Source organism: Streptomyces sp. NPDC091289, from assembly GCF_044757365.1.
Classification (GTDB): Bacteria; Actinomycetota; Actinomycetes; order Streptomycetales; family Streptomycetaceae; genus Streptomyces.
Map to the genome: position 1 here is coordinate 1 of NZ_JBIVUT010000026.1, position 23,183 is coordinate 23,183.

The following is a 23,183-nucleotide window of genomic DNA, read 5'->3' on the forward strand; positions in this document are numbered from 1 at the left end:
GGGGCGCGGCCGCGGGGGCGCGGCGGCCCGGCCGCGGGGGGGGGGGGGGGGGCCCCGGGGCCCCGGGGGGTGGGGGGGGGGGGCGCGCCCGGGCGGGGGGGGGGGGGGGGGCCCGGCGGGCCCCCGGGGTGACTCGGGGTCAGCGCCAGCGGCTGACCTCGACGTTCTCCAGCACTCCGAGGGCGTCCGGTACCAGAATGGCGGCGGAGTAGTACGCCGTCACCAGGTAGGAGATGATCGCTTGCTCGTCGATCCCCATGAAGCGGACCGAGAGACTCGGCTCGATCTCGTCGGGGATGCCGGTCTGCTGGAGGCCGACGACGCCCTGTTCGGCCTCGCCGGTCCTCATGCAGATGATCGACGTGGTGCGGGCGTCGCTGACGGGGATCTTGTTGGACGGGAAGATCGGCACCCCGCGCCAGGCGGGCACGTGGTGGCCGCCGATGTCGACGCTCTCCGGGACGAGCCCGCGCCGGTTGCACTCGCGGCCGAAGGCGGCGATGGCCTTCGGGTGGGCGAGGAAGAGCTTCGATCCACGGCGGCGCGAGAGCAGCTCGTCCATGTCGTCCGGGCTGGGCGCCCCGTCGTGCGGCTGGAGCCGCTGCCCGTAGTCGCAGTTGTTGAGCAGTCCGAACTCCCGGTTGTTGATCAGCTCGTGCTCCTGGCGCTCGCGCAGCGCCTCGACCGTGAGCCGCAACTGCTGCTCGGTCTGGTTCATCGGCTGGTTGTAGAGGTCGGCGACCCTGCTGTGCACCTTCAGCACCGTCTGCGCGACGCTCAGTTCGTACTCGCGCGGCGCCGCGTCGTAGTCGACGAAGGTGTGCGGGACGAGCGCCTCCCCCACGTGGCCGGCGGAGAGGTCGATCTCCGCCTCGCCGTAGTGGTTGGTCCGCTGATGCGGGATGGTGAGCAGACCGGCGAGGTGGCCTCGCAGCGAGTCCGCGCGCTCCGCGAGGTTGAACACATCGGCACGGCTCAGGGTGAGCAGCGTGCACGGGGTGGCCGCGCGGGCGGTGTACTCCCAGACGGCGTCGCCGTCGACCAGGCTCTGGTCGCCGAAGTACGCTCCGTCGCCCAGGACTCCGAGCTCCGTCTCGTCGCCGTAGGGTCCGGCGCCGATCTTCTCGACCCTGCCGTGCGCCAGCAGGAAGACCCGGTCCGCCGCGTCCCCCGATGCGGCGAGCACCTCCCCCGCGGCCACGTCGCGCTGCTCGCACCTGCGGGCGAGCTCGGCGAGGACCTCCTCGTCCCCGAAGTTACGCAGAGCGGGCAGTTCCCCCAGCTCGGCGGGGATCACGGTCACCCGGTCCCCGGTCTGGACGAACGTCACCCGGCCGTCACCGACCGAATAGCTGAGCCGACGGTTCACCCGGTACGTACCGCCCTGTACCTGCACCCACGGCAGCATCTTCAGCAGCCACCGCGAGGTGATCTCCTGCATCTGCGGCGCGGATTTGGTGGTCGTCGCGAGGTTCCGCGCAGCTGCCGTCCCCAGACTCTGCTGCGGCGGCGCCTGCGTGTCGCGAACCTCTTCACCAACGGACATCTGACGTCCTTTCGATCATGGGCTGACCTGCGTGCAAAAGCCTTTCAGCAGGAGGGCCCGGCCGCCATTACACAAAAGAGTGCGACTAATCCGCCTTCGGGTGGGGCACGTTGATCACCGTCGCCGGGCGGACCGCTTAATTTGCATCCCCCATGCCACTTATCTACGGTGGGCTCATGCGGTTGACGAGATTCACCGACGTGGCACTCCGCGTCCTCATGCGGCTGGCGGTCGCCGAGGGCCAGGAGCCCCCGACCACCCGCGAGGTGGCGGCCACCATGCGGGTCCCGTACACGCACACCGCGAAGGTCGTCGCCCGGCTCCAGCACCTCGGCCTCCTCGACGCCCGTCGCGGCCGGGGCGGCGGGCTCACCCTGACCTCAGCCGGCCACTCCGCGTCGATCGGCTCACTGGTGCGGGAGCTGGAGGGGCCGGAGGAGGTCGTCGAGTGCGAGGGCGACACCCCCTGCCCGCTCCGCTCGGCCTGCCGGCTGCGCGGAGCCCTGCGCGGAGCCCAGGAGGCCTTCTACGCGGCACTGGACCCGATCACCGTCACCGACCTCGTCGCCTCCCCCACCGGCCCGCTGCTGCTGGGCATCGGCAGCGGCCCGCCGCCCGACTGAGCCCGCCCACAACTCCCCCCTCCGCCCCTCCGCCCCACCGCCATCCCGGCCGCCCGAACGCATCCATGCGCACCGACGGGCCACCCTTCGCCCCTAAATACGCATCCATCATTCCAATTAGGAGCCCTTCATGCTCTCCGACCGGTCCACCGCCACTGTCCGCGCCACCCTCCCCGCCGTCGGCGCGGCCATCGGGGACATCGCCGACCTCTTCTACGAGAAGCTCTTCGCCGCCCACCCCGAGCTGCTGCGGGATCTGTTCAACCGGGGCAACCAGGCCTCCGGCGACCAGCGGCGGGCGCTCGCCGGCTCCATCGCCGCGTTCGCGACGCAGCTGGTGGAGCAGCCCGGCACCCGACCGGACGTGATGCTGGACCGGATCGCCCACAAGCACGCCTCGCTCGGGGTGACCCCGGAGCAGTACGAGGTGGTGCACACCCATCTGTTCTCGGCCATCGCCGATGTCCTGGGCGACGCGGTCACCCCGGAGGTCGCCGCCGCCTGGGACGAGGTCTACTGGCTGATGGCGGGCTCACTGATCGCCGTCGAGGAGCGCCTCTACGCGCAGCAGGGCGTCCTGGCGGGCGATGTGTGGCACACCTGGGAGGTGGCCGCCCGGGTCGAGGAGACCGAGGACGTCGCCACCTTCCTGCTGCGCCCCGCCGAGGACACGCCCCCGCCCGCCTTCCGGCCCGGCCAGTACGTCTCCGTACAGGTCGAACTCCCGGACGGGGCCCGCCAGATACGCCAGTACAGCCTCTCCTGCGCCCCCGGCTCCCGGCTGCGGTCGATCACTGTGAAGCGGGTGCGCGGCCAGAGCTCGCCCGACGGCGAGGTCTCCCGGCACCTGCACGAGCACACCCGCGCGGGCGACCTGCTGCGCGTCTCCGTCCCCTACGGGGACCTGGTGCTCGATCATCTGGACGCGCCCCTGCTGCTGGCCTCGGCGGGCATCGGCTGCACCCCCATGCTGTCGATGCTGGAGCACCTCGCGCAGGAGGGCCACCGGGGCCCGGTCACCGTCGTGCACGGCGACCGCTCACCGGCCGACCACGCCCTGCGCACCGACCACGTCCGGCTGACGGAGAAGCTCCCGGACGCCGAGGCGCACTTCTGGTACGAGACGCCGGAGGCCGGGCACCCCGTGAACCGCACCGGTCTCGTCGACCTGGACGGCATCACCCTACGACCGGGCACGCACGCCTATCTGTGCGGCCCGCTCCCCTTCATGCGGGCCGTCAGGACCCGGCTGCTGGAGGCGGGGGTGCGGCCGGCCGACGTCCATTACGAGGTGTTCGGCCCGGACCTCTGGCTGGCCGCTTCCTGAAGAGGCACGTTTCCGGGAAGGCGACGGAGGCGACAATGGGCGGGTGAACCACCCGCCCCGCCTCGACGCCCTCCTGAAGCCCGAAGTGCCGTCCCCGTCGCACGAGGTTCAGGATGATCGCTTCGCACGCCACGGGGTCACCCTGCTCCTCAAGCGGGACGACCTGATCCACCCCGACCTGCCGGGCAACAAGTGGCGCAAGCTCGTCCTCAACCTGGAGGCCGCCGCCGGGCGCACCGTGCTCACGTTCGGCGGCGCGTACTCCAACCACCTCCGGGCCACCGCGGCGGCCGGGCGGCTGCTCGGGTTTCCCACCATCGGCGTCGTCCGCGGCGACGAGTTGGCCCACCGGCCGCTCAACCCGTCGCTCGCCCGGTGCGGGGCCGACGGCATGCGTCTGCACTTCGTGGACCGCACGACGTACCGGGCGAAGGCCTCCCCCGAGGTCCTGGAGGGGCTGCTGAGCCGGTACGGGGACGTGGAGGTCATCCCGGAGGGCGGCAGCAACGCGCTGGCCGCACAGGGCTGTACGGCGCTGGGGCGCGAGCTCGCCGGAGAGGCCGATGTGGCGGCCGTGGCCTGCGGCACCGGCGGCACCCTGGCCGGGCTCGCCGCCGGCCTGGACCCCGGGCAGCGGGCGCTGGGTGTCCCGGTGCTGCGCGGCGGCTTCCTGGGGCGGGAGGTGGAGCGGCTCCAGCGCGAGGCGTTCGGCGGCCCGGCCGGCAGCTGGTCGCTGGACGAGCGCTTCACCTTCGGCGGCTACGCCCGCTCCACCCCGGAGCTGGAGGCCTTCGCCATGGACTTCGAGGACCGGCACGGACTCCCCGTGGAACGCGTCTACGTCGCCAAGCTGCTGTTCGCGCTGACCGCACTGGCCGAGGAGGGGGCCTTCGAGCCGGGCACCCGGGTGGCCGCCGTAATCACCGGCGCCCCCGAGGCGCCGCACGCGCCGCTTCAGGAGTCGTCCGTCTCCCGGTAGGCCGCCGCCTCCTCCAGATCCAGCCGGCGCAGCAGCGTACGCATCATCTCGTCGTCGATCCGCCGCTCGTCCCGGAGCCGGACGAAGACCTCGCGCTCGGCCTCGATCATCTCCCTCGACAGCCGCCGGTAGGTGTCGTCCGCCGACTCCCCGGTGACCGGGTCGGCCGCGCCCAGGCGCTCCCACACGGCGTTGCGACGGCGCTCCAGCACACTGCGCAGCCGGTCGGCCAGCGGCGGCGGCAGGCTGCTGTGCGGATCGGCGAGCAGCTCGTCCAGGCGGGCCTCGGCGGCGGTGGACGCCTCGCTCTGGGCCTGCGCCTCGATGAGCGTGACGGCCTGCGGATCGGGGCCCGGCAGCTTCAGTACGCGGACGAGGACGGGCAGGGTCAGCCCCTGGATCACCAGCGTGCCGATGACGGTGGTGAAGGTCAGGAACAGCACCAGGCTGCGGGCCGGGAACGGTTCGCCGTCGTGCATGACCAGCGGGATGGAGAACGCGACGGCGAGCGAGACGACCCCGCGCATCCCGGCCCAGCCGACGATCAACGGCGCCGTCCAGTCGGTGCCCGGCTCGCGTTCCCGGACGCGGCGCGAGAGCCACCGGGGCAGATAGGTGGCCGGGTAGACCCAGACGAAGCGGACCACGACGACGGCCAGGAAGACGACGGCCGCGTAACCGAGCGCCTGCCACACCCCGAACGGGCCGAGCCCTTTCACGACGAAGGGCAGCTGGAGCCCGATCAGGGCGAACACCGTCGACTCCAGGACGAACGCCACCATCTTCCAGACGGCCGCTTCCTGAAGGCGGGTGGCGAAGTCGACCTGCCAGGAACGGTGGCCCAGGTAGAGGGCGACGACGACCACGGCGAGGACGCCGGAGGCGTGCACCCGTTCGGCCGCCGCGTACGCCACGAAAGGGATCAGGAGGGAGAGCGTGTTCTGGAGGAGCGCTTCCTTGAGATGGGTGCGCAGCCAGTGCAGCGGCACCATCAGCAGCAGCCCGACGCCGACCCCGCCGACCGCCGCCAGCAGGAACTCGCCGATCCCGGCGCCCCAGCTCATCCCCTCCCCCACCGCGGCGGCCAGCGCCACCCGGAAGGCGGTGATCGCCGTGGCGTCGTTCACCAATGACTCGCCCTGGAGGATCGTGGTCACCCGGGCGGGCAGCCCGACCCGGCGGGCGATGGCGGCGGCCGTCACGGCGTCCGGCGGGGCGACGACCGCCCCCAGGACCAGTGCGGCGGTCAGCGGCAGGTCCGGGATGATCCGGTAGGCCAGCCAGCCGACCGCGACGGTCGCGAAGAGGGTGTAGCCCACGGAGAGCAGGGCGACCGGCCGGATGTTGGCCCGCAGATCCAGGTAGGAGCTGTCCACGGCCGCCGTGTAGAGCAACGGCGGAAGCAGCAGCGGGAGCACGACGTGCGCGTCCAGGTGGTACGTCGGGACGCCCGGCAGATAGCCCGCCACGAGCCCCACGGCGACCAGGACGAGCGGGGCGGGCACCGGGGTGCGGCGGGCCGCGCCGGCGACCGCCGCACTGGCCGCGACCAGGGCCACCAGCGGCAGCGCGTCCATCCCACCGTCCTCGATCCGTCGTAACCTGCCCATCATGAGCGAGTGTGCGCATGTAGCGGATCTGCCACGCCCCGAGCCCGTGCCACTCGGCGAGACCTGTCCCGAGTGCCTGGAGGCGGGCACCCACCCCGTGCAGCTGCGGCTCTGCCTGACCTGTGGGCACGTCGGCTGCTGCGATTCGTCGCCGCTGCGGCACGCCACCGGACACTTCCGGGCGACCGGTCACCCCGTGATGCGGAGCTTCGAGACGGGCGAGAGCTGGCGCTGGTGCTTCGAGGACGGTTCGATCGTCTGAGGCCTGGGTACGTCAATGCGGCGCTGGTTCTTCGTAATTGGACGCCGCAGACCCCTAGCCACTGTGCGTACTCATGGGCTTACCATGAGTGACGGTCGGGGTATGGGGTCCGTACGACACGGCATCATGGATCCGATAACGTCGCCGAGCCGAAGAACCGTCGACGGACCGCATGGCTCCGGGCCACCCTTCCCGGAACCTCGAAAGAGTTTGTGCCACCTTGGAGGTGAGGGTGTCCCAGATCGCAGGCGAGCCCGGGAATCAGGACTTCGTAGAAGTCCGACTGCCCGCTGCGGGTGCCTACCTGTCGGTGCTGCGAACGGCCACGGCCGGTCTCGCAGCGCGTTTGGACTTCACTCTCGACGAGATCGAGGATCTTCGTATCGCGGTCGACGAGGCCTGCGCGATCCTGCTCCAGCAGGCCGTGCCGGGTTCCGTCCTCAGCTGCGTCTTCCGTCTCGTCGACGACTCCCTCGAAGTGACGGTGTCGGCGCCCACCACGGACGGCCGGGCGCCCGAGCGCGACACCTTCGCCTGGACGGTGCTCTCCGCACTGGCCGGCAAGGTCGACTCCACGGTCGCCGACGACCGTACGGTCAGCATCAGCCTCTACAAACAGCGCGGCGCGGGCCCCGGGCCGGCGTGAGCGACGGGAACGGGGACGGTCCTGTGCGGGACGAGACGATCCGATCCGGGGTGGTGCGCCCAGCAGGCATCCCGGAGCAACAGGCCCGGCCGCATCCGGTGGACGGAGCGGACGGGCCCGAGAGCCTCAACGTCGCGGTGGAGCAGCAGTCGCAGGCAGAGCGGGCGGGCCAGATGAGCGAGCACGGGCACCACGATCCACACGACCGCAGCGGGGCCCGGGCCCTGTTCTTCGAGCTGCGGGAGCTGCCCGACGGTTCGGCGGAGAAGGCCGAGCTGCGCAACCGGCTGGTGCGGATGCATCTGCCGCTGGTGGAGCATCTGGCCCGCCGCTTCCGCAATCGCGGCGAGCCGCTGGACGACCTGACCCAGGTCGCCACGATCGGGCTGATCAAGTCCGTGGACCGGTTCGACCCGGACCGGGGGGTGGAGTTCTCGACGTACGCCACCCCCACGGTGGTCGGCGAGATCAAGCGCCACTTCCGGGACAAGGGCTGGGCGGTGCGGGTGCCGCGCCGCCTCCAGGAGCTGCGGCTGTCGCTGACCACGGCCACCGCGGAACTCTCCCAGCAGCACGGCCGCTCCCCGACGGTGCACGAGCTGGCCGAGCGGCTCGGCATCTCCGAGGAGGAGGTGCTGGAGGGCCTGGAATCGGCCAACGCGTACAGCACGCTCTCGCTGGACGTGCCGGACACGGACGACGAGTCGCCGGCGGTCGCGGACACGCTGGGCTCGGAGGACGAGGCGCTGGAGGGCGTGGAGTACCGGGAGTCGCTCAAGCCGCTCCTGGAGGACCTGCCGCCGCGCGAGAAGCGCATCCTGCTGCTGCGCTTCTTCGGGAACATGACCCAGTCGCAGATCGCCCAGGAGGTCGGCATCTCGCAGATGCACGTCTCCCGGCTGCTGGCCCGCACCCTCGCGCAGCTGCGCGAGCGGCTGCTCGTCGAGGAGTAGCCCGAAGGCGTCCTCAGGCCCCGGGGGTCGCCCCGGGGCTCCGGCGGATGCCCAGGATCCGGGTGGTCGCCGGGTTCAGCACGAGCACGAGGCCGGTGACGGCGACGACCGCCAGGACGATCCCGGTGGGGATCAGCGCGCCCTGCGAGCGCAGCAGCGTCCAGGCCACGGGCAGCGCCATGATCTGGGTGATCAGCGCGGGCCCCCGGCTCCAGCCGCGCAGCAGCAGCAGTCCGCGGGCGGCGATCAGCGGGATCGCGCCGAGCGCGATCAGCGTGATTCCGACCGTCTCCGCCTGCTGGGTGCTCTCCAGGTTCCCGAGCACTCCCATGATCAGCAGATAGACGCCGCCGACGGCGAGCGCCACTCCTTCGAGGGCGTTGACCCCGGCGAGGACGGTGATCCGGGTCGGGCGCTCCGCTGCGGAGGGCGACGGCGTGGAGGGGGTCGCTTGAGTGCTCACGCCTTTCAGGTTGGCATCCCCGGGGTCCGGAAGTGAAGCCGGGGTGCGGAGGAGCCTCCCCCGTTCGGCCGTACGGCTCGGCAGCCGGTCACGTTCCGTCACCGGCCCCGAGCGCAGCGAACCGGGACTACAGCACCGAACCGCCCGGTAGGTAGGCTGGCCGTCATGCGCGCACTCCTCGTGGTCAACCCAGCTGCTACCACCACCAGTGCCCGCACCCGTGACGTGCTCATCCACGCGCTGGCCAGCGAGATGAAGCTGGAGGCGGTGACCACCGAGTACCGGGGGCACGCACGGGACCTGGGGCGGCGGGCCGCGGACAGCGACGACATCGATCTGGTGGTCGCCCTCGGCGGCGACGGCACGGTGAACGAGGTCGTGAACGGGCTGCTGCACCGGGGCCCGGACGTGGACAGCCTCCCGAAGCTCGCCGTGGTCCCCGGCGGGTCCACCAATGTCTTCGCGCGCGCCCTGGGACTGCCGAACGACGCGGTGGAGGCGACCGGCGCGATCCTGGACGCCCTGGAGAACCGGACCGAACGCACGGTCGGTCTCGGCCTCGCGGCCGGCACCCCGGGAACCGAGGACGAGTCCGTCCCCGAACGCTGGTTCACTTTCTGCGCCGGTCTCGGCTTCGACGCCGGAGTCATCGGCCGGGTCGAACAGAAGCGCGAGAGCGGGAAGCGTTCGACGCATGCTCTGTACGTACGCCAGGTGGTGCGGCAGTTCCTGAACGAGGCCCACCGCCGACAGGGTCAGATCACGCTCGACGTACCCGGCCAGGACCCGGTCACCGACCTCGCGCTCTCCATAATCTGCAACACCGCCCCCTGGACCTACCTGGGCAATCGTCCGATGTACGCCTCACCGAAGGCCTCCTTCGACACCGCGCTGGACGTCCTCGGGCTGAAGCGTCTGTCCACCCCGGCGGTGGCCCTCTACGGCACCCAGCTGCTCACTTCCAGCCCCGAGAAGGGGCCGCGCGGCAAGCACGCCGTTTCACGGCATGACCTCACGGACTTCACCTTGCATTCAAAGGTCCCACTGCCCTTCCAGATGGACGGCGACCACCTGGGACTGCGTACGAGCGTGACGTTCACAGGCGTACGCCGTGCACTGCGTGTGATTGTGTGAGTGGAAGGGCCTAAAGTCCTTTAACTCGAACGTTTGGACTGGCCCCCACCCCTAAGAAGTGCGGCTGTGACCTAGTCGACACCGAGGAATCAAAAAAAACTTTCCAGAAGGGGTTGTATCCGCCGCCGAGGTTTGCGAATCTCTACATGGCGATCGGGACGGCCCGCAACACCGGCCTCCACTGAGAGCCAGAACCCCTCCTCACCATCACAGACCACACCCAGTCCATCTGGGAGTCGGCCCGTCATCTGCGGGGGGATTCGTGAAAGCGTTCACATTCACAAGCAACAAGCGTGTAATACCAAGGAGAGGTAGCAGCCATGGACTGGCGTCACAACGCCGTTTGTCGTGAGGAAGACCCTGAGCTTTTCTTCCCCATCGGCAACACCGGTCCTGCGCTGCTGCAGATCGAGGAAGCCAAGGCCGTCTGCCGCCGCTGCCCCGTCATGGAGCAGTGCCTGCAGTGGGCGCTCGAGTCCGGCCAGGACTCCGGCGTCTGGGGTGGACTCAGCGAGGACGAGCGCCGCGCGATGAAGCGCCGCGCCGCTCGCAACCGGGCGCGCAACGCAAGCGCCTGAGCGAGAACCGCACCAAGCCTCAGCCCGGCGGCGCGTACAGAGCGTACGCACAGCCCCGCCTTCGAGTCGCAGCGCGCAGTACCCCGAAGCGCATCGCAACGTGAGCATCACGGAGCGGGCCCGGACCGTCACCACGGTCCGGGCCCGCTCTGTTGTGTGCGGTGCGCCTCCGTACCCCGTACCCCTACTTGTCGCCCTGGACCGGGAGGTCCAGCACCACCTGGGTGCCGCGTCCGGGGGCCGGGACCATGCCGAACGTGCCGCCCAACTCCCCCTCCACCAGCGTCCGGACGATCTGGAGCCCGAGGTTGCCGGCCCGCTTCGGGTCGAACCCCTCGGGCAGCCCGCGCCCGTCATCGGTGACGGTGATCAGCAGCCGCCCCTCGGTGGGCGATCCGCCGCGCACGGCGGCGACCTCCACCGTCCCGTGGTCGGCCACCGCGAACGCGTGCTCCAGGGCGTTCTGCAGAACCTCCGTCAGCACCATGGAGAGCGGGGTGGCGACCTCGGCGTCGAGGATGCCGAAGCGTCCGGTGCGCCGGCAGGTCACCTTGCCCGGGGAGATCTCCGACACCATCGCGATCACCCGGTCGGCGATCTCGTCGAACTCGACCCGCTCGTCCAGATTCTGGGACAGCGTCTCATGGACGATGGCGATCGAACCGACGCGCCGGACCGCCTCGTTGAGCGCCTCACGGCCCTGCTCGGAGTCCATCCGGCGGGCCTGCAGGCGCAACAGGGCGGCCACCGTCTGGAGGTTGTTCTTCACCCGGTGGTGGATCTCCCGGATGGTCGCGTCCTTGGTGATCAACTCGCGTTCGCGGCGGCGCAGTTCGGTGACGTCCCGGAGCAGGACCAGGGAGCCGATGCGGACGCCCTTGGGCTTGAGCGGGATGGCCCTCAGCTGGATCACCCCGCCCGCACACTCGACCTCGAACTCCCGGGGCGCGTAACCGCTGGCCACCTTGACCAGGGCTTCGTCCACCGGCCCCCGCGACGGGGCCAGTTCGGCGGTGGTGGTGCCGAGGTGGTGGCCGACCAGGTCGGAGGCGAGGCCGAGGCGGTGGTAGGCGGAGAGGCCGTTGGGGCTGGCGTACTGCACGATCCCGTCGGCGTCGAGCCGGATCAGGCCGTCGCCCACGCGCGGGGAGGCGTCCATGTCGACCTGCTGGCCGGGGAAGGGGAAGGACCCGGCGGCGATCATCTGGGCCAGGTCGGAGGCGGACTGGAGGTAGGTGAGCTCCAGCCGGGAGGGGGTACGCACGGTGAGCAGGTTGGTGTTGCGGGCGATGACACCCAGCACCCGGCCCTCGCGGCGTACGGGGATGGACTCGACCCGTACGGGCACCTCCTCGCGCCACTCCGGGTCGCCCTCGCGCACGATCCGGCCCTCGTCCAGGGCCGCGTCCAGCAGCGGGCGGCGGCCGCGGGGCACCAGGTGGCCGACCATGTCGTCCTGGTAGGAGGTGGGCCCGGTGTTGGGGCGCATCTGGGCGACGGAGACGTACCGCGTGCCGTCGCGGGTCGGGACCCACAGCACGAGGTCGGCGAAGGACAGATCGGAGAGCAGCTGCCACTCCGAGACCAGCAGATGGAGCCACTCGAGGTCGGTGTCACTCAGAGCGGTGTGCTGGCGGACGAGGTCGTTCATGGAGGGCACGTGTGGAGCGTACCTGGGGTTACCGAAGGCGTTCGAACCGATCGGCCCGCCGGGCCGTGCAGTGGGTACGACGATGGACAGGCCCGGCGCGCGGCCGGAGAATGTCGTGCACATGGATGGACACGGGCAATTGGTCTAGTCCACAATGAGTTCATCACGACCTCCGCTCTCCCCGCACAGGAGAGCGGACCGAGGCTCCGGCACTCTCTGCCCTGACTGCGCCGGTGCCTCCAGTGGCCGGAGGCACCGCACACCGCCGGCCAGGTAGGGCCTGCCTTTTGGAACAGGCCGGATCAGCGAGCGGGGTCCGGTGCGTGCAGCTGCAAGGCGGAGGAGGGAGTCGACGCGGAGCGTCGGCGACCGACGACAACGCCGCAGATGTGCGTGCCGGGGCACGCGAGCCCGGCCTGATCCGAAAGGCAGGCCCGCAGCTCCGGGCTGCGGTGCCGGGTGGGCTGAGGGTCCCGCTCTGGCGCCGCGGCCCGCGGGTGTTTCGAGGGCCGTGCCGGATGGGGCTCGTTCAGCGGGTCTCCGTGACCTTGGCCAGAGCGCGGGGCGCGTCGGGGTCCTGGCCCCGGGCGATCGTCACCTCGTACGCCAGCATCTGCAGCGGCAGGATCTCCAGGATCGGCTGCAACTCCTCCGGGACGCCCGCCGTGGGCAGCGAGAAGCCGGCCGACGCCGCCTCCACCTGGGCCTTGGGGCCGACCACGAAGAGATCCGCGCCGCGTCCGCGCAGCCGGTCCAGCACCGGCTGGAGGGCCTCGCCGCCCCGGCCGTCGGTGACCACGGCGATCACCGGGGAGATGTTGTCGACCATCGCCAGGGGGCCGTGCAGGAGGTCCGCGCCGGAGTAGGAGAGAGCCGGGATGTAGCTGGTCTCCATGAGCTTCAGGGCCGCTTCCTTGGCCGTCGGGTAGCCGTAGCCGCGCGAGGTGATCACCATGCGTTCGGCGAAGCGGTAGCGGGAGGCCAGCGCCTTGACCTCGGCCCGGCGGCCCAGGATCGCGCCCGCGAGGTCGGGCAGGCCCGCGGCGGCCGCCGTGCCGTCGTTGCCGCCCAGGCCCTCCACGAAGAGGTACAGGGAGAGCAGGGACGCGGTGTACGTCTTGGTGGCCGGGAGCGCCTTCTCCGGGCCCGCCAGGATGTCGATGTGGTACTCGGACACGGCGGCGAGCGCGGAGTCCGGGTTGTTGGTGACGGCGAGCGTGACGGCTCCGGCATCGCGGGCGGCCTGCGTGGAGGCCACCAGGTCCGGCGAGCCGCCCGACTGGCTGACCGTGATCACCAGGACGTCCCGCAGGTCCGGCTTGGCGCCGTAGGCCGTCGTGGTGGACATCGAGGCCAGTCCGCAGGGCAGGCCGAGGCGGATCTCCAGCAGGTACTTCGCGTACAGCGCCGCGTTGTCCGACGTACCCCGGGCGGTGAGCAGCACGAACCGGGGCTTCCGGGCGGCGATCTCGGCGGCGACCTCGTTGATGCGGGGCGCGCCCTGTTCGAGGATGCGGCGCAGCATCGCGGGCTGCTCGGCCATTTCGCCGGACATGATGCGGCCGGGCTCGTCGCCCTGGCCGTTCCGGTCGGCCGGAGAGGTGGCGGACATGTGGGGGGCCTCCCTGGGCTGTCGGCATCGGCACCCCCAGTCGACCAGGCAATGCGGTGGCCCGCCAGCGGGCAGGGGCGTGCGGGGTCAGGGACGGTGCGAGGTCAGGGGGCGGGCCGGGGTACGGCCGATGGGCGGACTGTTCACCGCACGGCTGCTCGATTCTGCTAAATTGGAACCTGATTGGTCTATACCACCGGCTCCCCTAGTCAGATCGGCAGGCACAGCGTGGAAGTTGTCATCGTCCCGGACGCCACGGCAGGCGGCGAACTGATCGCGGAGGCCATCGCCGCGCTGCTCACCCGCAAGCCCGACGCCCTGCTCGGCGTTGCCACCGGCTCGACCCCGCTGCCCATCTACCGTGCGCTCGCGGCGAAGGTCGCCGCCGGTGCGGTCGACGCGTCGCGCGCCCGGATCTGCCAGCTCGACGAGTACGTCGGGCTGCCCGCGGGCCACCCGGAGTCGTACCGCTCCGTGGTGCTGCGCGAGGTCGTCGAGCCGCTCGGGCTCTCCGAGGCCTCCTTCATGGGCCCCGACGGCTCGGCCGAGGACGTCCAGGCGGCCTGCGAGGCCTACGACCGGGCGCTGGCGGAGGCGGGCGGCGTGGACCTCCAGCTCCTGGGCATCGGCACCGACGGGCACATCGGCTTCAACGAGCCGTGCTCCTCGCTCGCCTCGCGCACCCGGATCAAGACGCTGACGCAGCAGACCCGGGTGGACAACGCGCGCTTCTTCGACGACGACATCGAGCAGGTGCCGCACCACGTGATCACGCAGGGCATCGGGACGATCCTGGATGCCCGGCACCCGATCCTGCTGGCCACCGGTGAGGGCAAGGCGGAGGCCATCGCCCAGACGGTGGAGGGGCCGGTCGCCTCGATCGTGCCGGCCTCGGCGCTCCAGCTGCATCCGCACGCGACGGTGGTCGTGGACGAGGCGGCGGCGTCGAAGCTGAAGCTGGCGGACTACTTCCGGGCCACGTATGCGGCGAAGCCGGGGTGGCAGGGGCTGTAGGTCTTGCCGCCGGCTGCCGTGCACGGCGAAGGGCCGGGACGCCTTGATGGTGTCCCGGCCCTTCGCCGTACTGCCGCCCGTCCGGCGAGAGGCTTTGTCCTCAATCGCCGGACGGGCTTGATTTTCCCCGGACGGGCTTGATGGTGTCAGGCCGTTGTGCCGGTGATCGCTTCCGCTGCCGCCAGGCCGCAGACCCGGGCCGCGCCGTGGGTGGCTATGTACAGCGAGCCCCTCGGGGCCGACTGGGGCAGGCCCATCTCGACCACGATCGTGTCCGGGCGGGCCGCCAGCAGGGTGTCGAGCCCCTCGTTCATCCAGGTGTGCCGGTGCTCGTCGCGGACCACGGCGACGATGCGCCGCTCCCCCGCCGCCGCCAGGATCGCGGCCGCCGGGGCGTCGGAGTCCTCGCCGTAGGTGTCCGTCCCGGTGCCGGGCAGGATCCGGTCCAGCTCGGCGGCGATGCCCCACGGGGTCTCGTCGCCGACCGCGATGTTCGCCTCCGCGCTGAACGAGGCGACGTACGCCGGCTCGGTCAGGCGGTCGCCGGAGCCGGCCACCCGGACCGCGCGGCGGGCGGCGATCAGACCGATGTCGGAGCTGACTCCGGTGCCGGGCGCGGTCCCCTCCTGCACTGCCGCGCCCGACTCCCGGATGTCCCCCCGGGCCCTCTGCGTCCAGGACGCGAGGGCTCGTACACGGGCGGCCGCGTCGGCGAGCCGCTCCTCGGTCAGTTCCCCGCCGCGCACGGCCGCGACGAGGGCGTCGCGCAGCCGCAGCACCGTCTCCTCGTCGGCCAGGCCGCCGCCCACACAGATGGCGTCGGCGCCCGCCGCGAGGGCGAGGACGGACCCGCGCTCGATGCCGTACGTACCGGCGATGGCGTCCATCTCCACGGCGTCGGTGACGATCAGGCCGTCGTAGCCCAGCTCCTGGCGCAGCAGACCGGTGAGGATCTGCGGGCTCAGGGTCGCCGGGCGGTCCGGATCGAGTGCGGGAAGCAGGATATGCGCGCTCATCACCGATTTGGAACCCGCGGCGATGGCCGCCCGGAAGGGCACCAGCTCACGGGCGTGCAGGGTGTCGAGGTCCACATCGATACGGGGCAGCGCGAGGTGCGAGTCGACCGCGGTGTCGCCGTGCCCGGGGAAGTGCTTGGTGCAGGCGGCGACACCGGCGGCCTGGAGCCCCTCGATGTACGCGGCGGTGTGCCGGGCGGCCAGCCGGGTGTCGGCGCCGAACGAGCGCACGCCGATGACCGGGTTGCCCGGGTTGGAGTTGACGTCGGCGGACGGCGCCCAGTTGAGGTTGACGCCGCACTCGGCGAGCCGGCGGCCGAGCTCCTGGGCGACGGCCCGGGTGAGGTGGACGTCGTCCACCGAGCCGAGGGCGAAGTTGCCCGGGAAGGAGGAGCCGTGCGTGACCTCCAGGCGGGTCACGTCGCCGCCCTCCTCGTCGATGGCGACGAGGACGTCGTCCCGCTCGGAGCGCAGCCGCTCGGTGAGGGCGGTGAGCTGTTCGGGCGAGGTGATGTTGCGGCCGAACAGCCCGACGGAGGCGAGGCCTTCACCGACGCGGCGCAGCAGCCAGTCCGGCGCGGTGGTGCCGGTGAACCCGGGCTGGAGCACGGCGAGCGCGTCGCGCGTCACGGTGTCCGTGGTGGAAACGAGGGTGGTCATGGGCCCGCACTATCCCTTCACAGCGCCGGAAGTGAGGCCTGCGGCCATCTTCTTCTGGATGATCATGAAGAACACGACGACGGGGATGGCGATCATGGTCGACGCCGCCATGAGGGCGCCGTAGTCCGTTCCGCGCTCGGTCGTGAAGGTCATCAGCCATACGTTCAGCGTGTACTTGGAGTTGTCGTTGATCAGGATGTACGCGAAGAGGTACTCGTTCCACGCGTTCACCAGGGCGAAGATCGACGCGGCGGCGAGCCCGGGGGCGAGCAGCGGGAAGATCACCCGGCGGAAGGCCTGGAAGCGGGTGCAGCCGTCCACCATCGCGGACTCCTCCAGCTCCACCGGGATGTTCACGACGAAGCCGCGGATCATGATGGTGGCGAAGGGCAGCGTGGAGACCAGATAGACGACGATCAGGCCCCAGTACTCGTCGATCCCGCCCATGGCGTTGAGCTGGGCGTAGATCGGGATGAGCATCGCCGTCGGCGGCAGCATCTGGACCAGGATCATGATCAGGACCAGGGCCTTGCGGCCGAAGAACCGGAACCGGCCGATCGCCAGGGCCGCCAGCGTCGCGATGATCATGCCGCCGACCACCGCGGTGACGGCGACGATCAGGCTGGACTGGATGGCGGTGACGAAGTTCGGCTGTTCGGTGGCCCGGACGAAGTTGTCGAAGGTGATCGACGTGGGCCACAGGGTCTGGTCGTAGCTGCGGATCTCCCGGTTGGGCCGCAGGGCGCTGATGACCAGCCAGTAGACCGGGAAGACCATGACCAGGGCGACGCCGAGACCGATGAGGTCGAAGTGCAGCCGGCTCTTCTTGCGGTCGGGCCGCAGCACCTGTGTTTGGGTCGAGCTGCTCATTCGACCTCTCCCGTCTTCATGAGCTGGCGCAGGTAGTACACGGCCACGCCGGACAGCAGCAGCACCGTGATCAGGGCGATCGCGGTGCCCTGGCTGAAGGAGGTGGACTCGAACGCCTTGGAGTAGGAGTAGAGGCCGAGGGTCTCGTACTCCGGCTCGGGCTTGTTGCCGCGCAGCAGCCAGATCTGGCCGAAGACGTTGAAGTCCCAGATCACCGAGAGGGTGGCGACCATGGTGAAGACCGGCTTGATGACCGGCCAGGTGACGAACTTGTAGATGCCGAACGCGCTGGCGCCGTCGAGGGCGGCGGCCTCCTCCAGTTCCTGGGGGACCTGGGTGAGGGCGGCGTACAGGGTGACGACGACGAACGGGATGGCGCCCCAGACGACCAGCAGGGTGATGATGCCGAAGCCCTGGATCGGGTCGAGGTACCAGTTGTGTCCGAGCCAGTCCTCGCCGACGACCTTGGCGATCAGGGTGTTGATCAGGCCGTAGTCGGAGTCGGCCATGAACCGGAAGATCGAGGCGGCCACCATCAGCGGCATCGACCAGGCGGCGATGAGGCAGGCGGTGAGCACCAGCCGGACCCAGGTGGAGAGCTTGCGCATGAGCAGGGCGACCAGCAGCCCGATGCCCATCGTCAGCGTCACGCAGACGATCATGAAGATGACCGTGCGGAAGGTGACCCACCAGAACTCGGAGTCGCCGAGGATGTTGGTGAACTGCTCGAAGCCGACCCATGGCGCCGGTTCGCCGGACCACAGCTCACGGCGGCCCATGTCCTGGAAGGACATGATGACCGTCTTGCCGAGCGGGTAGAGGTAGACGGCGGCGATCGCCACGATCGCCGGGAGAATCAGGAAGTAGGGGAGCAGCTCGCCCTTCTTCCGCTTCCTCTTCTGCACCCGGGGCGCATCGTCGTCAAAGGACGACTTCCCGGTCACCTGCGGGTCGGGTGGTACGGGGACCGGCGGCCCGGCGGCCTTGGTATCAGCGGCAGACACGTGGCTGACCTTCCATCGCGGGTCCGGGGCGGGCCCCGGAATTCACGGCGTTCACTGTGGGAAAGGAGCGGGGGCCCGGCGCTGACGCCGGGCCCCGCCTGGCGATCGGAAGGTCAGGCTTCCTTGTTGATCAGCGCGTTGATCTTGTCGTCGGCCTTCTTGGTGGCGTCGGCGACGGAGGAGCCCTTGACGATCTCCAGGAGCATGTTCTGGAGGATCTCCTCCTTCTCGATGGAGGCCCAGCCCGGCGCGATCGGCGTGAACCAGGCGTCCGGCACCGCGTTGGCGATGGCGGCGGTCTCCGGCTTGGCCTTCAGCGGCTCGAGCTGCTTCTCGTTGTTGGGGAGGATGTTCTTCGACGCGAGGACCTCCATGGACTTCGCGTTGGTGAAGAGGGAGATCCATTCCTCGCCGAGGTCCTGGACCTTGGACTTGGAGATCGTCGCGAGGTCCGAGCCGCCGATGAAGGACGGGAGGGCCTTGCCCTCGGGGCCGGGCATACCGGCCGTGGCGATCTTGCCCTCGAGCTTCGGGTTGCCGTTCTCGCCCGTGGTGACGCTGCCGGCCTCCCAGGCCTGGCCGTAGATGACCGCGGCCTTCTCGTTGGCCATGACGTTGGCGTGGTCCTGCTCGTCCTTCGTCACGTCGGCCTTGTTGTACTTCTTGACCAGGTCGACGAAGTGCTGGATGCCCTTCTGGGCCTCCGGGGTGGAGAGCGCGGCCTTCCACTCCTTGCTGCCCTCGTCGTACTCGGCTATCTGGCCACCGTAGGCGGCGACGTAGGACATCGCGGCGTACCAGTAGCGGCCCGGGAAGTAGAGGGACGAGGCGCGCTTGTCCTTCTTGCCCAGCTCGGCGTCGACCTTGTCCATCGCGGCGAGGAACTCGTCCTCGGTCTGCGGGAGGGCGTCGCTGCCGGTGCCGGCCTTCAGCATGTCCTGGTTGTACACGGCCAGACGGGCGCTGGCGTAGTAAGGAACGCAGTAGGTCTTGCCCTCGAAGGAGCACGTGTCCTTCAGACCCTTGATCCAGGTGTCCGAGTTCTCGTACTTCTTGGGGTCGATTTCTCCGAGTGCACCATTGAGGATGTACTGCATGGTCTCGGTATTGCCGAGTTCCACGACATCCGGGAATTTGTCGCCACCGAGGGAGGTGTCCAGCTTCTTGACCTTGTCGGCCCACTGCTGGTACTGAACCTTGACCTTGACACCCGGGTACTTCTTGTTGAACTCGGCGTTGACGTCCTTGACCAGCTCGGGCCAGGTGGACTGGGCCTCGCCCATGAGCCAGACGGTCAGGTTTTCCTTACGGTCCTTGGGTTCGGCGGACGAGTTCTTGTCGTCCGAACCACACGCCGCGACCGAAACCAACATGCCCGCGACACCGATAGCCGCGATGAGCTTGCGCTTCACGTCAAACCCTCCTCAGGGATGCTGCAACCCCACCCACCGCGAAGTCATTCGACGAGTTCTGCTGGGGCTGGACCTGGTCTTTAATGGTTTAGACCAGTACCGGGAGCTTGGCCTAGACCTTTAGGGGTGTCAAGGGTGTATAAGAAGTGCACTCGCGTCCGTTATAGGACCGACACCTAAGGGAGGGCGACGACCCGTGACCGGACCGTGCCACCATGTGAGCCGCGACAGACGGAGGAGCCGGTGACGGCAGCAACGCAGCAGTCGGGAAGGCGGGCCATGGGTGCCGACGGGGGCAGTACGGGGAGCGAGACCGGTACCGGTACGCGCACGGCGCGCGTACCGAAGTACTACCGGCTCAAGCGTCATCTCCTCGACATGACGGACACCCTGCCGCCCGGCACCCCGGTACCGCCCGAGCGCACTCTGGCGGCCGAGTTCGACACCTCGCGCACCACCGTGCGCCAGGCGCTCCAGGAGCTGGTCGTCGAGGGCCGGCTGGAGCGCATCCAGGGCAAGGGGACCTTCGTCGCCAAGCCGAAGGTCTCCCAGGCGCTCCAACTCACCTCGTACACCGAGGACATGCGCGCCCAGGGGCTGGAACCGACGTCCCAGCTCCTCGACATCGGCTATGTCACGGCGGACGACACGCTCGCCGGTCTGCTGGACATCTCGACGGGCGGCCGGGTGCTGCGCATCGAGCGGCTGCGGCTCGCCAGCGGGGAGCCGATGGCGATCGAGACCACCCATCTTTCGGCCAAACGCTTCCCGGCGCTGCGCCGTTCGCTGGTGAAGTACACCTCGCTCTACACCGCGCTCGCCGAGGTGTACGACGTCCGCCTCGCCGAGGCGGAGGAGACCATCGAGACCTCGCTCGCCACCCCGCGCGAGGCGGGTCTGCTGGGCACCGACGTGGGCCTGCCGATGCTCATGCTGTCCCGTCATTCGGTGGACGGCCAGGGCGAACCGGTGGAGTGGGTGCGCTCGGTCTACCGGGGCGACCGCTACAAGTTCGTGGCCCGTCTGAAGCGTCCGACGGACTGAGAGTCGGCAGCACGCGCACAGGCGGTGGCCCGGGGATCCGCTCCCCGGGCCACCGCCTGTTTTCGGTCATCCCGGGGCAGGAACGGATCGCGTGAACCGATCCCCCTTCCCGTCCGTGTCGTTACTGCGGAACTTCGGTGGAGACATCGGCGATGCGCGACCGGTATGCGGACAGGGGTTCCGGAGAGCGGCCGCACCACCTAGATTTCGCGCACGTTACGACAGAGATCGCGCGAGGGGACGGATCGATATGCCGGAATCGCCCACATCAGCACCACCGGTTCCACCAGCACCGGGGCGGCGAGCGCCGACCCCGAAGTCCATAGTCGTCTGGAGCCTGGTGGCCCTGGCCGGCGCCGCCGGCTGGGCCACCCTCGCGCTCTCACGGGGTGAGGAGGTCTCCGCCGCCTGGATGCTGGCAGCCGCCCTCGGCTCGTACGCCATCGCGTACCGCTTCTACTCCCGGTTCATCGCCAACCGGGTCCTGAAGGTCGACAAGAACCGCGCGACCCCCGCCGAACGGCTGGACAACGGCGTCGACTTCCATCCCACCGACCGCCGGGTCCTGTTCGGCCACCACTTCGCCGCCATCGCGGGAGCGGGCCCGCTGGTCGGTCCCGTGCTCGCCGCGCAGATGGGCTACCTGCCGGGCACGATCTGGCTCGTCGTCGGCGTCATCTTCGCCGGCGCCGTCCAGGACATGGTGACGCTCTTCTTCTCCACCCGCCGCAACGGCCGTTCGCTCGGCCAGATGGCGCGCGACGAGATCGGCCCGGTCGGCGGGATCGCCGCCCTGGTCGCGGTCTTCATCATCATGATCATCCTGCTCGCGGTCCTCGCGCTGGTCATCGTGAACGCGCTCGCCCACTCGCCGTGGGGCGTCTTCTCCATCGGCATGACGATCCCGATCGCCCTCTTCATGGGCGTCTATCTGCGCACCCTGCGGCCCGGCAAGGTCAGCGAGGTCTCCCTCATAGGCGTCGCGCTGCTGCTCCTCGCGATCGTCTCGGGCGGCTGGGTCGCCGAATCCTCGTGGGCGGACTTCTTCACGCTGGAGCCGGGCACGCTGGTCATCTGGATGATCGTGTACGGGTTCCTCGCCTCCGTGCTCCCCGTGTGGCTGCTGCTGGCCCCGCGCGACTACCTCTCCACCTTCATGAAGGTCGGCACGATCGGGCTGCTGGCCCTGGGCGTGGTCGTCTCCCTGCCGACCCTGAAGATGCCCGCGGTCACCGACTTCGCCTCCAGCGGCTCGGGCCCGGTCTTCGCCGGCTCGATGTTCCCGTTCGTCTTCATCACCATCGCCTGCGGCGCGCTCTCCGGCTTCCACTCCCTGGTCTCCTCCGGCACCACGCCGAAGATGGTCCAGAAGGAGACGCAGATCCGGGTGATCGGCTACGGCGCCATGCTGGTCGAGTCGTTCGTGGCGATCATGGCGATGATCGCGGCCTGCATCATCGACCCGGGCCTGTACTTCGCCATCAACGCGCCGGTCGGCGTGATCGGCGACAGCGTCCAGTCCGCCTCCCAGGCCGTGGCCAACTTCGGCTTCACCATCACCCCGGACGCCCTGGCCCAGGCCGCCAAGGACGTGGAGGAGACGAGCCTCCTCTCCCGGACCGGCGGCGCGCCGACGTTCGCGCTCGGCATGTCGGAGATCTTCTCCGCGGTGATCGGTGGAACGGCCATGAAGGCGTTCTGGTACCACTTCGCCATCATGTTCGAGGCGCTCTTCATCCTCACCACCGTGGACGCCGGCACCCGGGTCGGGCGCTTCATGCTCCAGGACATGCTGGGCAACGCCTACAAGCCGTTCCGCGAGATCAGCTGGAAGCCGGGCGTCTGGTTCGCCAGCGCCGTCGTGGTCGGCGGCTGGGGCTACTTCCTCTGGGTCGGCGTGCACGACCCGCTGGGCGGCATCAACCAGCTCTTCCCGCTCTTCGGCATCGCCAACCAGCTGCTGGCGGCCGTCGCGCTGGCCGTCTGCACCACCCTGCTCGTCAAGTCCGGCCGGCTGAAGTGGGCGTGGGTCACCGCGGTCCCGCTCGCCTGGGACGTGGCGGTCACCCTCACCGCGAGCTGGCAGAAGATCTTCTCGCCGGACGTGAAGGTCGGCTTCTTCACCCAGCGCGACAAGTACCAGGCGGGCATCGACGCGGGCGAGGTGCTGCCGCCCGCCAAGAACATGGACGAGATGCAGACCGTCGTCACCAACTCCACCGTCGACGGGGTGCTGTGCGCGCTCTTCGCGCTCCTCATCATCGTGGTGCTCATCGACGCCGGGCGGGTCTGCTACAAGGCCATCCGCGACCCGGAGAGCGTGAAGCTCCACGAGGCGCCGTACGTCGAGTCCAAGCTCGTCGCCCCGGCCTCGCTCATCGCGACCAAGGAGGAGAAGGCCGAACTGATCGCCGCCGGCGTCGGCCCCGAGGGCGGCGTCCGCAAGGAGGCCGCGGGAACGGGGAGCCCGTCATGACCGTCGCGGACGTACGGCGGGTGGCGGGACGGATCCGCTGGTACGTCCGTGAGCTGACCGGCGAGTCGGCGTACGACCGCTATGTGGCGCACGCGAGGACCCACGATCCGGACGCGCCGGTGATGACCCGCCGCGCCTTCGAACGCAGCCGTACGGACGCCCGCGAGGCGGATCCGCGCGAGGGCTTCCGCTGCTGCTGAGCGCCACCGGCCGGGCCGGGGCCGCCGCACCCCTTCCCGGGGCGCGGCGGCCCCTTCTCGTGCCTCGTACGGGCTCGTCCGCCGCCCGCCGCCGTTCGATTTC

General features: G+C 70.1%; 21 protein-coding genes. 12 read left to right on the forward strand and 9 right to left on the reverse strand.

Translation table 11 applies throughout. The features are described 5' to 3' along the window. Positions 1-139: 139 nt before the first annotated feature. Positions 140-1,546, reverse strand: a complete 1,407-nt coding sequence (locus ACIQPT_RS29880; RefSeq protein ID WP_401160349.1) for a family 2B encapsulin nanocompartment shell protein — start codon at positions 1,544-1,546, stop codon at positions 140-142. Positions 1,547-1,722: 176 nt separating this feature from the next. Here ACIQPT_RS29880 and ACIQPT_RS29885 point away from each other — a divergent pair, with 176 nt between their 5' ends. From ACIQPT_RS29885 to ACIQPT_RS29895, 3 genes are all read left to right on the forward strand, one after another. Continuing rightward, positions 1,723-2,169 carry an RrF2 family transcriptional regulator gene (locus tag ACIQPT_RS29885; protein ID WP_401160350.1) on the forward strand — a complete coding sequence of 149 codons (447 nt, stop codon included), beginning with the start codon at positions 1,723-1,725 and terminating at the stop codon, positions 2,167-2,169. 130 nt (positions 2,170-2,299) lie between these two features. Beyond that, positions 2,300-3,496 carry a globin domain-containing protein gene (locus ACIQPT_RS29890; RefSeq protein ID WP_401160352.1) on the forward strand — a complete coding sequence of 399 codons (1,197 nt, stop codon included), beginning with the start codon at positions 2,300-2,302 and terminating at the stop codon, positions 3,494-3,496. Positions 3,497-3,539: 43 nt separating this feature from the next. Then, a complete protein-coding gene (locus tag ACIQPT_RS29895; protein WP_401160354.1) occupies positions 3,540-4,475 on the forward strand; it encodes a 1-aminocyclopropane-1-carboxylate deaminase/D-cysteine desulfhydrase in 936 nt (311 codons plus the stop codon). On the opposite strand, the gene ACIQPT_RS29900 is transcribed toward ACIQPT_RS29895, so the two are convergent. Further along, the gene (locus ACIQPT_RS29900; protein WP_401160532.1) at positions 4,451-6,052 is read right to left on the reverse strand and encodes a Na+/H+ antiporter; all 1,602 of its coding nucleotides are present in this window, start codon (positions 6,050-6,052) and stop codon (positions 4,451-4,453) included. The two genes, ACIQPT_RS29895 and ACIQPT_RS29900, sit on opposite strands and share 25 nt — an antisense overlap. Positions 6,053-6,086: 34 nt before the next feature. Between ACIQPT_RS29900 and ACIQPT_RS29905 the strand changes: the two genes are divergently transcribed. From ACIQPT_RS29905 to ACIQPT_RS29915, 3 genes are all read left to right on the forward strand, one after another. Further along, entirely contained in the window at positions 6,087-6,347 is a 261-nt protein-coding gene (locus ACIQPT_RS29905; RefSeq protein ID WP_137231779.1) for a UBP-type zinc finger domain-containing protein, read from the forward strand. A gap of 232 nt (positions 6,348-6,579) precedes the next feature. Beyond that, entirely contained in the window at positions 6,580-6,993 is a 414-nt protein-coding gene (locus ACIQPT_RS29910) for an anti-sigma regulatory factor (RefSeq protein WP_003966375.1), read from the forward strand. Next, positions 6,990-7,946 carry an RNA polymerase sigma factor SigF gene (locus ACIQPT_RS29915; RefSeq protein ID WP_374202247.1) on the forward strand — a complete coding sequence of 319 codons (957 nt, stop codon included), beginning with the start codon at positions 6,990-6,992 and terminating at the stop codon, positions 7,944-7,946. Before ACIQPT_RS29910 ends, ACIQPT_RS29915 begins: the two co-directional genes overlap by 4 nt. A gap of 13 nt (positions 7,947-7,959) precedes the next feature. Here ACIQPT_RS29915 and ACIQPT_RS29920 read toward each other — a convergent pair whose 3' ends face one another. Continuing rightward, entirely contained in the window at positions 7,960-8,409 is a 450-nt protein-coding gene (locus tag ACIQPT_RS29920) for a hypothetical protein (protein WP_401160357.1), read from the reverse strand. Positions 8,410-8,574: 165 nt separating this feature from the next. Between ACIQPT_RS29920 and ACIQPT_RS29925 the strand changes: the two genes are divergently transcribed. Further along, positions 8,575-9,543, forward strand: a complete 969-nt coding sequence (locus ACIQPT_RS29925) for a diacylglycerol/lipid kinase family protein (RefSeq protein WP_401160358.1) — start codon at positions 8,575-8,577, stop codon at positions 9,541-9,543. 320 nt (positions 9,544-9,863) lie between these two features. Beyond that, the gene (locus ACIQPT_RS29930) at positions 9,864-10,121 is read left to right on the forward strand and encodes a WhiB family transcriptional regulator (RefSeq protein ID WP_003953983.1); all 258 of its coding nucleotides are present in this window, start codon (positions 9,864-9,866) and stop codon (positions 10,119-10,121) included. A gap of 184 nt (positions 10,122-10,305) precedes the next feature. Here the strand turns inward: ACIQPT_RS29930 and ACIQPT_RS29935 are convergent, their stop codons facing one another. Then, the gene (locus ACIQPT_RS29935) at positions 10,306-11,772 is read right to left on the reverse strand and encodes a sensor histidine kinase (protein ID WP_401160533.1); all 1,467 of its coding nucleotides are present in this window, start codon (positions 11,770-11,772) and stop codon (positions 10,306-10,308) included. A gap of 529 nt (positions 11,773-12,301) precedes the next feature. Further along, complete coding sequence (locus tag ACIQPT_RS29940; protein WP_401160360.1) at positions 12,302-13,384, reverse strand: SIS domain-containing protein; 1,083 nt, start codon at positions 13,382-13,384, stop codon at positions 12,302-12,304. A 228-nt stretch (positions 13,385-13,612) separates the two neighbouring features. On the opposite strand from ACIQPT_RS29940, the gene nagB reads away from it, so the two are divergent. Then, positions 13,613-14,398, forward strand: coding sequence for a glucosamine-6-phosphate deaminase (gene nagB / locus ACIQPT_RS29945; RefSeq protein ID WP_401160361.1), 786 nt, complete (start codon positions 13,613-13,615; stop codon positions 14,396-14,398). A 146-nt stretch (positions 14,399-14,544) separates the two neighbouring features. Here the strand turns inward: nagB and ACIQPT_RS29950 are convergent, their stop codons facing one another. From ACIQPT_RS29950 to ACIQPT_RS29965, 4 genes are all read right to left on the reverse strand, one after another. Beyond that, positions 14,545-16,074, reverse strand: coding sequence for a glycoside hydrolase family 3 protein (locus ACIQPT_RS29950; RefSeq protein ID WP_401160362.1), 1,530 nt, complete (start codon positions 16,072-16,074; stop codon positions 14,545-14,547). A 9-nt stretch (positions 16,075-16,083) separates the two neighbouring features. Further along, the gene (locus ACIQPT_RS29955; RefSeq protein ID WP_401160363.1) at positions 16,084-16,944 is read right to left on the reverse strand and encodes a carbohydrate ABC transporter permease; all 861 of its coding nucleotides are present in this window, start codon (positions 16,942-16,944) and stop codon (positions 16,084-16,086) included. Then, the gene (locus ACIQPT_RS29960) at positions 16,941-17,948 is read right to left on the reverse strand and encodes a carbohydrate ABC transporter permease (protein ID WP_401160364.1); all 1,008 of its coding nucleotides are present in this window, start codon (positions 17,946-17,948) and stop codon (positions 16,941-16,943) included. The genes ACIQPT_RS29955 and ACIQPT_RS29960 overlap by 4 nt, the downstream gene beginning before the upstream one ends. A gap of 113 nt (positions 17,949-18,061) precedes the next feature. Next, a complete protein-coding gene (locus tag ACIQPT_RS29965; RefSeq protein WP_401160365.1) occupies positions 18,062-19,360 on the reverse strand; it encodes a sugar ABC transporter substrate-binding protein in 1,299 nt (432 codons plus the stop codon). Positions 19,361-19,639: 279 nt separating this feature from the next. On the opposite strand from ACIQPT_RS29965, the gene ACIQPT_RS29970 reads away from it, so the two are divergent. The 3 genes from ACIQPT_RS29970 to ACIQPT_RS29980 all read left to right on the forward strand — a co-directional run bounded on the left by ACIQPT_RS29970 (position 19,640) and on the right by ACIQPT_RS29980 (position 23,080). After that, positions 19,640-20,404, forward strand: coding sequence for a GntR family transcriptional regulator (locus tag ACIQPT_RS29970; protein WP_018959126.1), 765 nt, complete (start codon positions 19,640-19,642; stop codon positions 20,402-20,404). Positions 20,405-20,654: 250 nt separating this feature from the next. Further along, on the forward strand, positions 20,655-22,880 hold the full coding sequence (locus ACIQPT_RS29975; RefSeq protein ID WP_401160367.1) for a carbon starvation CstA family protein: 2,226 nt from the start codon (positions 20,655-20,657) through the stop codon (positions 22,878-22,880). Next, positions 22,877-23,080, forward strand: a complete 204-nt coding sequence (locus ACIQPT_RS29980; RefSeq protein WP_401160369.1) for a YbdD/YjiX family protein — start codon at positions 22,877-22,879, stop codon at positions 23,078-23,080. Before ACIQPT_RS29975 ends, ACIQPT_RS29980 begins: the two co-directional genes overlap by 4 nt. The last annotated feature ends 103 nt before the right edge of the window (positions 23,081-23,183 follow it).

Bases quoted from the DNA above. Each gene is read 5' to 3' on its own strand.
- ACIQPT_RS29880 (WP_401160349.1), bottom strand. From the start codon at position 1,546: ATGTCCGTTGGTGAAGAGGTTCGCGACACGCAGGCGCCGCCGCAGCAG.
- ACIQPT_RS29885 (WP_401160350.1), top strand. From the start codon at position 1,723: ATGCGGTTGACGAGATTCACCGACGTGGCACTCCGCGTCCTCATGCGG.
- ACIQPT_RS29890 (WP_401160352.1), top strand. From the start codon at position 2,300: ATGCTCTCCGACCGGTCCACCGCCACTGTCCGCGCCACCCTCCCCGCC.
- ACIQPT_RS29900 (WP_401160532.1), bottom strand. From the start codon at position 6,052: ATGGACGCGCTGCCGCTGGTGGCCCTGGTCGCGGCCAGTGCGGCGGTC.
- ACIQPT_RS29905 (WP_137231779.1), top strand. From the start codon at position 6,087: ATGAGCGAGTGTGCGCATGTAGCGGATCTGCCACGCCCCGAGCCCGTG.
- ACIQPT_RS29925 (WP_401160358.1), top strand. From the start codon at position 8,575: ATGCGCGCACTCCTCGTGGTCAACCCAGCTGCTACCACCACCAGTGCC.
- ACIQPT_RS29930 (WP_003953983.1), top strand. From the start codon at position 9,864: ATGGACTGGCGTCACAACGCCGTTTGTCGTGAGGAAGACCCTGAGCTT.
- ACIQPT_RS29935 (WP_401160533.1), bottom strand. From the start codon at position 11,772: ATGAACGACCTCGTCCGCCAGCACACCGCTCTGAGTGACACCGACCTC.
- ACIQPT_RS29940 (WP_401160360.1), bottom strand. From the start codon at position 13,384: ATGTCCGCCACCTCTCCGGCCGACCGGAACGGCCAGGGCGACGAGCCC.
- ACIQPT_RS29950 (WP_401160362.1), bottom strand. From the start codon at position 16,074: ATGACCACCCTCGTTTCCACCACGGACACCGTGACGCGCGACGCGCTC.
- ACIQPT_RS29955 (WP_401160363.1), bottom strand. From the start codon at position 16,944: ATGAGCAGCTCGACCCAAACACAGGTGCTGCGGCCCGACCGCAAGAAG.
- ACIQPT_RS29970 (WP_018959126.1), top strand. From the start codon at position 19,640: ATGGGTGCCGACGGGGGCAGTACGGGGAGCGAGACCGGTACCGGTACG.
- ACIQPT_RS29975 (WP_401160367.1), top strand. From the start codon at position 20,655: ATGCCGGAATCGCCCACATCAGCACCACCGGTTCCACCAGCACCGGGG.
- ACIQPT_RS29980 (WP_401160369.1), top strand. From the start codon at position 22,877: ATGACCGTCGCGGACGTACGGCGGGTGGCGGGACGGATCCGCTGGTAC.